This is a genomic window from Streptomyces sp. NPDC054794 (genome assembly GCF_053611585.1).
On sequence record NZ_JBSHAQ010000081.1, the window covers coordinates 18,825 to 32,009 of the forward strand.

A 13,185-nucleotide genomic window follows, 5' to 3' on the forward strand; every position below is an offset into this window, starting at 1 on the left:
CCTGGATCGGGCCGAGATTCCCGACACGGAGACGGATGGTCCGAAGGGACGTACATCGTCAAGGCTCCTGGCTGTGGATTCAGAGACAACCGCTGTCGTGTTGCGAAGAGCTCCATCAGCCCCGGACACCGATGGGAACGATCTCCGGGGCCGTAGCGGGGAGTTGGCGTGTCAGCCGTTGCGGGCGGCTTCTGGGCCGGTGATGCGTTTGAGCAGCGGGAGAGTCGAGGCGATGATGCCCAGCGAGGCGACGAGGCCGAGAGCGACGAACGCGTAATACGCCACGCCGGGCGACACCAGGTCGTAGTGCATCTGCGATTTCAGGAACAAGGCCGAGGCGGCGAAGGCCGTACCGATCGAGATCGCGGCCACTGCCAGCAGCGGCAGTGTGCTCTCCAGGCCGATCACCCGCTGCAGCAACCGCAGCGGCGCGCCGGTGAGCCGCAGCAGCGCGAATGGGCGTCGGCGATCCGACAGGCCCGCCACCACGCTCACCGCCAGGCTGCAGCCTGCGATCGGCAGGGTGGTCAGCAGCACCACGTCGGCCAGTTGCCGCCAACCGGCCAGCTGTTGCTGCAAGTCGGTGCCCCAGTCGCCCACCGTGCGGACCTGTTGGTGCGGGTAGGTGGTGGTGAGCAGGGTCCGTACGCGTTCCATGGCGGTTGTCGACCCGTCGGTGGCCACGTAGACCAGTCGTACGGGCAGCTTGGCGACGGCTGCGGTGCTGATCGCGGCGGCGGGCCACGGCAGGCTCGGGTGCGACTGCAGGCTGACGAACGCGTAGAAGTCGACGGCCGTGACGCTCGCGCCGGCCGGGCAGCGGCCCACCATGGGAGTCTGCGCCAGGTCGGAGCAGGTCACCAGTGCCGGCGCGTCCGGGGGCGGATCGCCTGGGTGGACTCTCCGATGCACCACCTTGCCGACGCCGTCGGGGTTGGCGTGGACGACGGCCGCGCCCCGCACGCCCGGGATCGCGCGCACCTCGGTGAGCAGCCGTGCCGGGATGGCCCCGGCCAGCGGCGCCTGGCCGTCGCTGCCGGCCTCCACCACCGTCCGGGTCTGCCGGTCGCCGCCCAGCGTGCCGCGGTAGTCGTTGATGGTGCCGATGATGCTGACTGTCGCGGTGGTCACGAACAGGGCCAGGACGAGGCCGCTGACCGCGCGGAAGCCGGTCTTCGGGTCGTCGGCGAGCCGCCGCACCGCGATCAGGGCGGCCGGGCGTCGGGTGCGCCGGGCGACCGCCCGGGCGACGATCATGGTCAGCCACGGCCCGGCGATCACCAGGCCCAGCATCACCACCAGGAAGCCGGGGAGGTAGGCCGCCGTCTGGCCGTTCCCGGTCGCCGGGCGGCGGTCGGCGAAGACGAAGTACGCCAGTTCGGCCAGGCCCGCCAGCAGCGGGATAAGCCGCCAGGCACGCGGCGGGCGCGGGGTCACCCGGCGGGTCACGCCGAGCGGGGAGATGGTGACCCGGCGCAGTGCGAGGCGCGCCGCGATCGCCGCTGCCACCGGCACGCCGACGACGACGCCGAGGGCCTGCGGGGCGCTGAGCGTCAGATCCGAAAGGAAGAACCGCTGCTGCCCGGTGAGCGGAATGGTGGCGACCAGCGGGCGCAGCGCAGCGTAGAGCCCGAAGCCGACCACCGTCCCGGCGACCGCCGCCAGCGCGGACTCCACCGCCGAGATCACCGACACCTGCCGGGGAGTGGCGCCGACCAACCGCATCGCCGCGTACCGCTGTTCACGCGTGGCGGCGGACAGACGGGTCGCGGTGGCGATGAAGATCAGCACCGGGAAGATCAGAGCCCCGGCCACCACGGAGGAGATGAGCGTCAGCGCGTCGCCGCGCACCGCGTTGTCCCAGCACTCGTTGTCGCAGGTGGGTGGCCGAGTGCTGGCGATGGTGGTGACCGCTCTCGCCCCTGGTGCGCCCTTGATCTGGGCGGGGGTACGGCCGATGACGGCGATCAGCGAGTCCGGGGAGGCCAGAGCGGCGTCGCCGATCGTGCCGGTGAGCCGCCCGGGGAAGCGGTCGCCCAGCTGGTCGGCGGGGGTGTCGCGGATCAGCTTGGCCAGCGCGGGTGAGGCGTAGTACTCGCCTGGCGTCGGCAGGTGCGCCAGGCCGGGTGGGACGGGCGAGGTCGGGCCGGTCGCGGCGACGTCGACCTCGGTGAGGGACTTGCCGTCGTAGTAGTCGCCGTGCGGCCGCCACCACAGCGGGTCCGCCGACGGCTGCTCGGTGCGGCTCGCGGCGCCGGTGTCGAGCCACACCTGCCGCTGGTTCGTCCGCTCGACGGCGTTCATGCTGGCGAAGGTCGACAGCAGCAGCCCGACGCCGATGGCGACCGCGGCGGTGATCATGGCCAGCCGGGCGAGCGCCTCCCGGCCGCCGCTGACCGCGAGGCGGAGCGCGAAGGCGATCACGAGGCGATCCGTCCGGTCGTGAGCAGGCTGGCCTTGCCGTCCCGGACGATGGCCTCCCGGTCCGCGTGCGCGGCGACCCGGGGCTCGTGGGTCACTAGGACGATAGTGGTGCCTTCCTCGTGGGCCGCGTCCACCATCAGGTCCATCACCTGCTCGCCGGTCAGCGAGTCCAGCGCCCCGGTCGGCTCGTCGGCGAAGAGCACCTTGGGCCGGGCCACCAGACCCCGGGCCAGCGCCACCCGCTGCGCCTGACCGCCCGACAACTCCCCGGAGCGGCGCCGCTCCAGGCCGTCCAGGCCCAGCCGGGCGAACCAGGGCCGGGCCTCGGCGAGCGCGGCCGCCCGGCGCACGCCGGAGAACAGCAGCGGCAGGGCAACGTTCTCCTCGGCGGTCAACTCGGGGACGAGTTGGCCGAACTGGAAGACGAAGCCGAAGGTGTCGCGGCGCAAAGCGCTGCGCTCGGCCTCGTTCAGGGTGTCGATGCGGCGTCCGTCGAAGTGCACCTCGCCCGAGTCGGGGGTGAGGATGCCGGCCAGGCAGTGCAGCAGGGTGGACTTGCCCGAGCCGCTCGGGCCCATCACGGCGAACACCTCGCCGGCCTCGATGGTCAGGCTGGCGCCGCGCAGGGCGGCGGTCTCGCCGAAGGAGAGGGTGAGGTCGCGGGCTTCGATCAGGGCGGTCATGTGCGCACCGCCGCTGCCAACGTGTCCATCCGGGCCGTGGTCAGCTCGATCCACCGTAGGTCGGCCTCCAGGTGGAACAGGCCGTGGTCGGCGAGCAAGGCGTCGATGATCGGGCCGGTGCGGCGCAGCTTCGTCAGCTCGTGCATCCGCTGCAGGTGGGCGGCCCGCTGGGTGTCGAGGTACTGCTGGGCGTCGCGGCCGAGCATGAGGGCCAGCACGACTTTGGTGAACAGCACGGTCTGCAGGTTGGGCTCGGGGGCCACCGGCTCGGTGAGCCAGGTCTCGAACTCCGTCGCCCCCGCCTCGGTGATCACGTAGCGCTTGCGCTCGGGGCCGACCCCGGGCTCCGCCTCGCCGGCAATGACCTTCCCGTCCCGCGCCAACCGGCCAAGCGTTGTGTAGACCTGCCCGTACGGCAGCGGCTTGCCGCGGTTGAAGAAAGCGTCGTAGTCGCGCTTGAGGTCGTAGCCGTGGCTCGGCTCCCGCTCCAACAGCCCCAACAGGGTGAGAGGAACACTCATGCGAGGACCATACACCGGGGATATACTCCGAGTGTATATCTACTGAGAGTGGGTTCTGGTCCTGAGACCCCGCATCCGGTTGCCGGCCTGTCAGCGGCGACCAGCGTGTCGCCCTGAGTCCACTGTCAGGGAGACTGGTTCAGAGCTTTGGTCGGGTCCCGGCTGGCGGCTCGCGCGGCGGCGGGTGTCGGCTTTGTGATCTGGAGGGCCGCCCTTTTCAGGCTGTAGCCGACAGCACGTGGTTTCGCCCGGCCCGGCCGGTAACTCGGCTGGACCGGGCGGCGCACAGTGCCGGGCCAGGGGCCGTCGGCCGACCGTGCGAGTCTGCTCATCAGGCCGGTCCGGAACTTGGAGGGTTCCCGGTCCACTTGTGGTCGTGGACCGGGATGTGCGTCGTGTCCGGGCTCGCGCTTCCTGGGAGGCGTGTGTGAGCCTGCGGACCGCCTGGGTTGAGCGTGATGATGCGCGGGTGGGTCAGGAGACGGTGGTGCGGATCGGGTCGCCGAAGAGGTTCTCGGTGTAGGTGATGGTCTTCGGGGTGAAGAGGCCCTTGCCGGTTATGGTGCCGGAGATGTTTTCGCCCGGGGCCAGGTCGACGGTGTCGATCTGGTTGTCGTCGATGCCCAGTTCGGCGGTGTGCTTGGTGCCGTGGGTGTCGGTGATGGCGAAGTACAGCGGGTTGACGCTGAGCTTCTTGGCGCTGTTGTTGGTGATCGTGATCGCGACGCTGGTGTAGTTGCTGCTGTCGGCGAGGATGCTCTTGGCGAAGGCGGTCTTCTTGGCGGTGATCTTCACGGGTGCCGTCTTTATGGCCGTCGGCTTGGAGTTGTCCGGGGTGGGGTCCTTCTTCGGTGCCCCCGCGGTCGGAGCGCTGTGCTTGGCGGAGTTGGTCTTGTTGTCGGTCTTGCTGTCACCGCTGCCGGTGGCCGCACCGATGATGCCGATCACGATGAAGAGGGCTATGGCGCCGAGGCAGCCGAGTCCGATGATCTTTCCTCTGGACTTCTTCGGAGGCTGGGGCGGAGTGCCCCAGGCGCCCTGAGGGCCGCCCCAACCGGGCTGCTGAGGCTGCGGGTACTGCTGCTGGCTCATGGTCTCCCCACGGGGTTGGTGCTGTGTCTTTCGCGTGTGCGACCTGTGATGGAGTTGTGTAGTTGTCTCACGTTCAGGAACGTGATTAGTTCGTTATTAAACTTTCCTGTGAGGCAAAAGAGTTGGTTCCCCGGGCGCTGCTGTGGTGGCCTTATCGGTCACCTGAGGTGGCGGCCCGGGCTCGGGCAAAGCGCTTTGGCGGCGCGGCCGACCGCGCGCTTTTCGCAGTCCTTCCGCACGCGTCGCCGGCCACCGTGGTTGGCCCGACCACGAGCCCGACTGTGCCCCCTTGTCGAGGTCTGCACCGCACCGACCACGGTCGCGTTTCCCTTTGACCACGATCGTTACCGGCTGCCGGTAGACCGCGGGCACGTGGGCCCGTGCACGCTGCTCCCTCGACCACCGCCCCACCAGGGGCGGCCTGACGTGAAGGAGCCACCGTGATGACGGCACATCAACCACAAGCCGGCGCATGGCGCGACTGCCTGGCCACGGGGGCGTCCAGCACCGGGCAAGCCGCCTTGGCCTCCTGCGGTGCGCACTTGGGTGGCCACTTTGGTGCCCGGCACCGGACAGGACAGAAAATGTGCAGGTCACACAGCCAGGGACTGTCGTTTGGATGACCGGGCAGACCAGAGGAAGCTACCGGCGATATGGAGTCCGGCCAGGTAGATGGTCGCGGTCTTCTCGTCGCGGGTGACGATGCCTCGCCATTGCTTCAAGCGGTTGATGCATCGCTCGACGGCGTTGCGCTGCTTGTAAGCCTCGCGGTCAAAGGCTGGTGGCCGACCGCCCCGGCCACCGCGCCGGAGCCGGTGTCCGCGCTGGTCCGCTGGGACCGGAAGCACCGCCCGGATGCCGTGGCTGCGTAGATGTTCCCAGATCGCGCGGGGCGTGTAGGCCTAATGGGACGTGAAGGACGGCATGCAAGTCCTGTTCCCCCGGTGCGCTGTGGGACCGGAACCGGCCTTACGCGAGCCGAGCCTTTGAGTATGCCCGGACCGACCGAGTCCCTTGATAAGACGAGGCCGGCTCCGCGCCCATCGGGGGTGGGACGGTGAGGTGGTCAGGATGGAACACAGCTCGTCGGGACACGGCCCGAGCGGACCAATTCGTGCATCCATAGGACGTCTTTCGTCGTGGCTGGATCTCGGTGCCATGACGCGATTCGCTGTCCGTAGTCCGAGCCGGTGATGCGGATCATCTCTCTCCGCTGCCTGAGCCCTAGCTCTGAAGCAGACCGAGGGCCGCATCTCTCGCTGGGGTTGCGAACGGCTGGTGGGATGACGTGCCTTGAGCACTTCCATGAGGGAGCACGCGCACCCCCTGCACAGGCTCCGACCTGGGAGGACGTTAAAGAGGAGGTGCTATGGAGGTCACCGGGTTGGCAACGCCGGTGTTCTGCGGGGTGGACTGAGCCGAGGACCACCACGACATCGCGCTGGTCGACGCCGGCGGAACGCAACTCGCAAAGGCGCGGATCAGCGACGATGCCGCCGGGTTCGCCGGCGCGACGTTCTCCGGGCCTGCCGAGTTCGACGAGGCCGCGTTCACCGGCGCCGCCAAGTTCGGCCGGGTGGCCTTCACCGGCCCGTCGGGCTTCGTCGGCGCGAGGTTTTCCGGGCCTGCCGAGTTCGACAGGGCGGCTTTCACCGGCCCCGCCAAATTCGACAGGGCGGCCTTCACCGGTCCTGCAGGCTTCCGCCAGGCCGAATTCTCCGGTCACGTCCGGTTCGGTGACGCGACATTCGCCCTGGACGCCGCGTTCCGCGAGGCGAACTTCCCTTCCCTCTCAACCTTGGTGCCAATGACGTGCGCTGGTCGGGTCGACCTGTCGGACAGTGCCTTCGGGGCACTCGCGTTGCTGGAGATCGCGGCGTACGAGGTCCAGTGCGTTGGGACTCGGTGGGATTCCACAGCAACCCTGCGCCTGCGGTACGCCTCCGTGGACCTCAGCCAAGCGGTACTGGCCGCACCTGTAGCCCTGACCACCTCACCACGGCGTACCGCCACTGGGCACACGGCGGAAGAAACACTTCTGGGGACGCGAGTGTGAAGGTCACTTCAGTGCAGGGCGTGGATGCTACCCATCTGGTCCTGACCGACACCAACTTGAGCGACTGCCTCTTCATCGGCGCTTTTCATCTCGACCAACTCCGTCCGGAAGGCAGCACCACCTTCGCCCCCGTACCCACAGGCACCCACCTGCGCCATCACATATGGCCCTACCGATGGACCCAGCGACGCTGCCTGGCCGAAGAACACCACTGGCGTGCCCACACAGCCAGCTGACCGGCGCCTTGGCGTTTTTCAGCCGCTTCAGCTCGGCCGACTCCTCGCGTTCCCCGCACGACCTGGCACGGTTCTGGCACGACCTCTTCGTCCCGAACTCTCGGCTGCAGCTAAATCCTGACCGAGGCGTAGTGGTCATACGCCCTCAATCAGATTGATGCACCTTTGGGGACTGATCACCAAAGATCGGAGGTGTTTGTTTCGCGCTACATCTATGTTTCGGCACCGGAATTCCATTGCTGCATTCTCAATGCTCATACGATACGCGTGCACCGATCGGTAGCAAGTTGCAAAATCCGACATTTCCACTCACTCTTGTCATATAGGTCTCAAGCTGGCCGTACTGCGCCCTCCCCGGGTGACGTCTTCTAACAGGAGCATCCCATGGCCAAGATCCTGTGCGTGATGACCGGCGCAAGCTATTGGACCCTGAAGGACGGGCATCGACACCCCACCGGGTACTGGGCCGAGGAGTTCGTGGCGCCTTACACCGTGTTCACCGATGCCGGACACGAGGTCGCCGTGGCAACTCCGCACGGGGTCGTGCCCGTTGTGGACACGATGAGCCTGCGGCCCGGTATGGCGGGCGGCGAGGAAAACTCCCTCCGGGAGGAGGCCGTCATCGAGAAGGCGGAGGAGCTGAGGCACCCCATCTCCCTCAAGGAGGTGCGCCTCGAGGACTATGACGCTGTCTACTACCCCGGAGGCCATGGCCCGATGGAAGACCTTTCGGCCGACCCGGACTCCGGGGCGCTCCTGCGGGAGGCACTTGCTTCCGGTAAACCACTCGGCGTCGTCTGCCATGCCCCGGCCGCCTTCCTCGCGACCCGTGACGCGAACGGCGACACGCCCTTCGCGAACTACCGTGTGGCGGGATTCTGCAACGAGGAGGAGGCCGGAGTCGGTTTCGCCGACAAGGCCAAGTGGCTCCTGGAGGACGAGCTGAGGAAGCTGCCCACGGAGTATTCGCGGGGCCCTGCCTGGGAGCCCTACACGGTCGTGGACCGCAACCTCTTCACAGGGCAGAACCCCGCTTCCTCGGGTCCCCTCGCCAAGGAACTCGTTGAAGCTCTGTCCTCTTAACCTCGAACTTTCGTGATGGGCCGTCGACGAAGTCGGCGGCCCATTTCGTTGTCGGTGGTGGAGGGCGGGCAGGCTGAGGGCCCGGGTGTCGTCTCGGGTGGACGGTGGGTTCCACTGCTCCGGGCTGGATCCACTTCTCGCAGGGACGGGTGAGTCCGCTGGTCATCCGGGGTTCGGCAGGAGTGCGAGCCGTTCGAGGGCGTCGGTGATGTCACGGGCCCAGGGCCAGTGGTGGGCGAGGCGGAGGATGCGGCGCCGGCCGGTGGTGACGAGCTGTCCGGCCGCGGAGAACGGGCGGAGCCGCAGGCGACGGGGTGCCCAGAGTCGGGCTTTGCCGGTCAGAGCGAGCATGGGCATCCAGGCCAGCAGGTCGAGTGCGATCTGGACGGTCTCCAGCCAGACCTTGTTCTGCGCGGTGTGGTGGAGGGGCAGGTTGCGCAGGCCGGTGGACCGGGCGGCCCGGATCCGGTCCTACGCCCGGGCCCGCAGACGGTGACGGAGTTCGAGCTCGGCGATCGGCCGACCGGTCGTATTGGTAGCGAAGCAGGTGATCCGCATGCCGTCCGCGTCCGTGATTCTCAACTGGGCGCCCGGGGTGGGGTCGTTCCTTGCGGACGATCAGCCGCGTGCCGCTGGGCCAGACGTCCAGCGGCTTGTCCGTGAGCTCGGCGACCCAGGCTCCGTCGCGGACCTGGCCGTCGGCCTCGACGGCCGGCGTCCATGCCGGGCCGGGGATCTTCAGCACGTGCTGGTGGATCGCCTCGGTGATCACGATGCCGACCGAGTAGGACAGCCATCGGCCTCGCTTCGCGAGCCAGGACACGAAGTCGTGGGTGCCGCCGGCGGAGTCCGTGCGGATCAGCGTCCGCCGTCCTCGCCGTACCTTTTCGGCAGTTGAGCCAGGGCCCGTTGGGCGGTGCTGATGTGGTCGGCGGCCGTGTTCGAGCCCGCGTTACCCGGTCTGAGGAGAGCGGCGACCGGCTCTCCGGTTCCGCCCGGGCCGTGGTCGACGAAGGACGCGACTTTCGGGCTCTCGATGAGGGTGAGTAGCGTGGCGGACCGCGCGACAGGGGTGACTCCTATTTTTCTCCGTCCTATATGGGCTTTTCGAGGAGCGTGAACGACTTGGGCGTACCGCCCGGCTGCGGCTTGCCCTCCTTACGTCCGACAACCTGATAGCCGGCGTTGAGGTAGTACGCGTTCAGGGGCGCGTTGTCGGCCAGGCAGTCCAGACGTACCAACGGCCGGCCCGCCTCGGCCACGCGGCGCTCCGCGACTCGCAGAAGCTGCCGCCCCGTTCCGGGCGGCACACTGCTGTGGTCCACCATCAGCCGATGCACATAGCCGGCTGTCGACGGTTGCGGCCCCCAGGCTTCCTCGTCCTCCCACCACAGCTCCCAGGCCCCGACCACACGATCGGCGGCCTCCGCGAGCCAGACCTCTCCGTTCTCCATGATCTGGCGGAAGTGAGCCACGCCCAGCTCACCAGGCCGCCACTGACCGGTGACGCCTTGGGCAAGCATCCAGCGGGCAGCGTCGTCGCGCAGACGCACGACAGAGGCAAGGTCGGCGTCGTCAGCCGGACGGAAGCGTAGAGCGTTCACGTCGCGATCTTCGCACGGGTGTCCATCGCTGCCGGAACGGTGGTCTTGGTCTTCGCCACACCCCTGCGGCGCGCCATTCCCCGTCTGACGGCGCGGTCGGCAGGGCCGCAGCGCTCCAGCGTGGACCGGCCTGGGCATCGAGGCTCACCGACGAGGACAGGCGCGGGTTGACCGAACTGTTCGGGTCGAACATCAACCCGTACGCACCTTCCGAGGCAGCGCTACGGACACGTCGCGCCGGCCGCCCGGCCTCTGGCCATGACCTCGACCATTCCGAAGGCGGCGGTCATCCCTTTGACGCCCACGTCGTCGATCCCGTCGAAGACGAGCGAGTCCCAGAACGTAGTGTCAGCCTCCATGACCAGCACGGCCACCGGCCAACACGGCTCATGGCGCAACCAGACACATATTTGACGGAGCGTCGCTCCCGCCCATCAGGCGGGAGGGCGCACGCGGTCTCACGCGGCCCCGAAGCCTCGCAATCAAACACCGCGGTTCCCCCAACCGATCCCCAAGATCTGCGCCAGAGCCCGAAACTCGTGAACAGAACCACTCTGGGCACTGACGGTCATGGAAGTCTGCGCCCAGAGCAAGCGGTCATGGAAGTCTGCGCCGCAGCACCCAGAACGCGGCTGCCGCCGCGGCCGCAGCCAGGGCCAGGACGATGCCGGCCTCGACCAGTTGGATCGGCCAGTAGTGCGAGGTCGGGTGGATCTTCGCGTAGAAGTCGACGGCCCCGTGATCCGACAGGCACGTACTGACGTTGCCGGGCACGGCCTGGTCGCTGCAGTCGAGACCGCTGACGTGCTCCCCGGACTTCGTGATCATCCCGAGCTCGAGCTGATCGACGTGGTTGAGTGCGGAGTCCCACGGGCCTCGCACCTCGCTCGCCGGCCACAGAGAAGACCGGGCCCTGTCGCCCAGGTGATAGGCCAACCCGATGCCGACCACGGCCAGGCCCATCGCCGGCAGGGTGCGCCGTGTGAGCAACGCCGCCAGCGCACCGAGCGCCAGTCCGAGCAGAACGTACGCCGGGCCCACTGTTCCGGCGGCATGGAAGTATTCGCTGTTCCACCGGTTGTCCCCGCCGTTGGGACCGGACACCCATACCCACCGGAACATCAGGGTCAGCGCCGCCGTACCACCGAGGAGTGCCACCGCCGGGACAGCCAGCTTCGCGGCGAGCCAGCGGACTGGAGACACGGACTGGGTCCACGCCATGGCGACGGTGCCGTGCTCCAGTTCCCGGCCGATCAGCGCAGCGCCTGCGCAGGCGGCGATGCCGCACGGCAGCCAGGCGAGGAGTTGGGCGGACTGGAGTTCAGAGCCCCCGTAGCGCATCTGTGGGGCGCATTGCAGCATCCCTGTGCCGTCACACGCCCCGCTGTATGGAGCAGCCTCCCGCCCCAGCTCGTAGAGCCAGATCAGCCCGCCGGCCCCGGCGATGACCATCACCGCCCAGACCCACAGCGGCACCCGGTGCAGCCGCAGCACCGCCCAGGTCAGGCCGCGGCGCGGGGGGTGCGAGAGAGTGGTCATGCGACGGCCTCCGGGCTCGGTTCGGGGGAGGCGCTCCGCGTGAACAGGGCGGGAGCGCCGGGGTTGCGTAGATGGGCCAGGATCAGCTCCTCCATGGAGGGACGCTCGACCAGCCACGTGGCTGCGTCGAGTGGACCCTGCGGGCGCACCAGCGCGGTGTGGCCGCGGCCGGTCGCGCCGGACTCCACGACGGTGTGCGGCGCGAAGTCGGGCGAGGTGCCGGTGAGGCGGGCGTGCGAGGTCAGTACGTCCTCGCTCTCCCCGGCGAGCCTGATCTGCCCGTTACCGAGCAGCAGGAGGTAGTCGCAGGCGCCCTCCAGTTCGGCAAGGACATGGGAGGACATGACGATGCTGGTGCCGTGCTCGACGGTGACGGCCAGCAGGGCGCCCATCAGCTGGTGGCGAGCGACTGGATCCAGGTCCGCCATCGGTTCGTCCAGCAGCAGCAGTTCGGCGCGTTTACCCAAGGCCAGTGCGAGGGCGACTCGGGTGCGCTGGCCCCCGGAGAGGGTGCGGATTTTGGCGTTCGGATCCAGATCGGTGCCGTACGCGGCGCGTTCCGCGGCCTCTTGGTCCCAGCGCCCCGGGTTGAGCTCGGTGCCCATCCGGAGCGTGGCCGCCACGGTGAGTTGCGGATGCAGGGGACGAGTCTGCGCCACGTAGCCGATCCGCGGGCGGGACTCGGCCGGGCCGGCCCCGAGCACCCGCAGCGTCCCCTGCGTCGGGCGGAGCATCCCTGCTGCCAGTGCCAGCAGCGTGGACTTGCCGGCGCCGTTCGGGCCGACCAGTGCGCATATCCGACCGGCGGGCAGCCGGAAGGAGCAGTCCCGCAGGACCGGATCGCGGCGGCGGCCGTAGCGCATCACGAGCCCTCGCGCCTCAAGCGCAGCTGGTTCCTTGCTCATTGCTCTCCCTCGGTGAACTCCTGCTCCAGAGCGGAGCTGAAAAGTGCGGCGACGTCCTCGCGAGCGAGCCCCGCCGTGCGGGCTCGCTGCATCCAGTCCGCCAGCTCATCAGCGAGCGGCGACTGAGCCGCTGCCGCCCCCAGCGACTTCTGCACAAACGTGCCGAGGCCGCGTCGTGCCTCCACCAGGCCCTCGCGCTCCAGTTCGCGATAGGCCTTGAGCACGGTGTTCGGGTTGATGGCAGTTGCCTCGACAACCTCCCGGGCGGTGGGCAGCCGGTCGCCGGGCGCGAGCAAGCCCAGCCGCAATGCCCGCTTCGTCTGCTGGACGATCTGCAGGTAGGTGGCTACGCCGGTTCCCCGGTCGATCCGGTATTCGATCACCGCAACCCCCTTTCACTAATCAAGTAGTGAAAGCATGATGGGGCGTCGGGTCCACGTCAAGTCCGGTGGGCATTCACCTTTGAGGTAACAGCCCATTGCATTGGGGAGTCTGCGGTAGCAGAGGAGGGCGGCTGCGAGCATGGTGAAGGCCAGGAAGTGGTCGGGCTTGCGACACCCTCACCACCCGTGCCCATCTCAACCAGCGCGTGCGGCAGGTCGTGTGCGGCAGGTCGTGTGCGGCAGGTCGTGTGCGGCAGGATGGGGAACCAACGAGGTTCCTCTGCCGACGGGTTGAGACTTCGAACACCGCCCCCAACAACACAGGAGCCTGGTGAGCCGTTCCGGGTTTGATCGAGACTCTGGGTCGTGACTGTGACCTGGACTTTCGTGGTTTCGCGGTAGTACTTGGTCTCGTATTCGGCGGGCGGGATGTGCCCTATTTCACCGTGGAGCCGACGGTGGCAGTACCAGTCGACCCATTCGGGGGTGGCGAGTTCGACCTGGGAAAGCGTCCTCCAGGGCCGACGAGGCTTGATCAACTCGGTCTTGAACAGGCCGATCGTGGACTCCATCAGGGCGTTGACGCTCCTATAGTTGTCAACTTGCCGCAGAGGCTGTCCGAGGGGCGGGTCGGAGCAGGTGGTAGACCTCGCGGATGA

11 protein-coding genes and 3 pseudogenes are annotated in these 13,185 nt (G+C 68.3%); 2 read left to right on the forward strand and 12 right to left on the reverse strand.

Annotated elements, in window-relative coordinates; genetic code table 11:
- Window positions 1-171: 171 nt before the first annotated feature.
- The 5 genes and pseudogenes from ACWGKT_RS44975 to ACWGKT_RS44995 all read right to left on the reverse strand — a co-directional run.
- A complete protein-coding gene (locus ACWGKT_RS44975) occupies window positions 172-2,424 on the reverse strand; it encodes an FtsX-like permease family protein (RefSeq protein ID WP_453278263.1) in 2,253 nt (750 codons plus the stop codon).
- Entirely contained in the window at window positions 2,421-3,107 is a 687-nt protein-coding gene (locus ACWGKT_RS44980; protein ID WP_453278264.1) for an ABC transporter ATP-binding protein, read from the reverse strand. The genes ACWGKT_RS44975 and ACWGKT_RS44980 overlap by 4 nt, the downstream gene beginning before the upstream one ends.
- Window positions 3,104-3,628 (reverse strand): PadR family transcriptional regulator, encoded by a 525-nt coding sequence (locus ACWGKT_RS44985; RefSeq protein ID WP_356155060.1) that lies wholly within the window; start codon window positions 3,626-3,628, stop codon window positions 3,104-3,106. Before ACWGKT_RS44985 ends, ACWGKT_RS44980 begins: the two co-directional genes overlap by 4 nt.
- Window positions 3,629-4,102: 474 nt before the next feature.
- Complete coding sequence (locus ACWGKT_RS44990) at window positions 4,103-4,720, reverse strand: DUF4352 domain-containing protein (protein WP_453278265.1); 618 nt, start codon at window positions 4,718-4,720, stop codon at window positions 4,103-4,105.
- A 593-nt stretch (window positions 4,721-5,313) separates the two neighbouring features.
- A pseudogene (locus ACWGKT_RS44995) lies at window positions 5,314-5,622 on the reverse strand (hypothetical protein); the annotation flags it as partial.
- Window positions 5,623-6,200: 578 nt separating this feature from the next.
- Here ACWGKT_RS44995 and ACWGKT_RS45000 point away from each other — a divergent pair.
- Both ACWGKT_RS45000 and ACWGKT_RS45005 read left to right on the forward strand, forming a co-directional pair.
- Complete coding sequence (locus tag ACWGKT_RS45000) at window positions 6,201-6,776, forward strand: pentapeptide repeat-containing protein (RefSeq protein WP_453278273.1); 576 nt, start codon at window positions 6,201-6,203, stop codon at window positions 6,774-6,776.
- Window positions 6,777-7,396: 620 nt separating this feature from the next.
- Entirely contained in the window at window positions 7,397-8,095 is a 699-nt protein-coding gene (locus ACWGKT_RS45005) for a type 1 glutamine amidotransferase domain-containing protein (RefSeq protein ID WP_453278266.1), read from the forward strand.
- Window positions 8,096-8,257: 162 nt separating this feature from the next.
- On the opposite strand, the pseudogene ACWGKT_RS45010 reads toward ACWGKT_RS45005, so the two are convergent.
- The 7 genes and pseudogenes from ACWGKT_RS45010 to ACWGKT_RS45040 all read right to left on the reverse strand — a co-directional run.
- Window positions 8,258-9,118, reverse strand: a pseudogene (locus tag ACWGKT_RS45010) (IS1380 family transposase); the annotation flags it as partial.
- A gap of 71 nt (window positions 9,119-9,189) precedes the next feature.
- Window positions 9,190-9,699 (reverse strand): GNAT family N-acetyltransferase, encoded by a 510-nt coding sequence (locus ACWGKT_RS45015; RefSeq protein WP_453278267.1) that lies wholly within the window; start codon window positions 9,697-9,699, stop codon window positions 9,190-9,192.
- Between the two features lie 221 nt (window positions 9,700-9,920).
- Window positions 9,921-10,058, reverse strand: coding sequence for a hypothetical protein (locus tag ACWGKT_RS45020; protein WP_453278268.1), 138 nt, complete (start codon window positions 10,056-10,058; stop codon window positions 9,921-9,923).
- 238 nt (window positions 10,059-10,296) lie between these two features.
- On the reverse strand, window positions 10,297-11,238 hold the full coding sequence (locus tag ACWGKT_RS45025) for an ABC transporter permease (protein ID WP_453278269.1): 942 nt from the start codon (window positions 11,236-11,238) through the stop codon (window positions 10,297-10,299).
- Window positions 11,235-12,143 (reverse strand): ABC transporter ATP-binding protein, encoded by a 909-nt coding sequence (locus ACWGKT_RS45030; protein ID WP_453278270.1) that lies wholly within the window; start codon window positions 12,141-12,143, stop codon window positions 11,235-11,237. Before ACWGKT_RS45030 ends, ACWGKT_RS45025 begins: the two co-directional genes overlap by 4 nt.
- The gene (locus ACWGKT_RS45035; protein WP_453278271.1) at window positions 12,140-12,526 is read right to left on the reverse strand and encodes a GntR family transcriptional regulator; all 387 of its coding nucleotides are present in this window, start codon (window positions 12,524-12,526) and stop codon (window positions 12,140-12,142) included. The genes ACWGKT_RS45030 and ACWGKT_RS45035 overlap by 4 nt, the downstream gene beginning before the upstream one ends.
- Before the next feature lie 392 nt (window positions 12,527-12,918).
- Window positions 12,919-13,107: pseudogene (locus tag ACWGKT_RS45040) on the reverse strand (integrase core domain-containing protein); the annotation flags it as partial.
- Window positions 13,108-13,185: the final 78 nt, after the last annotated feature.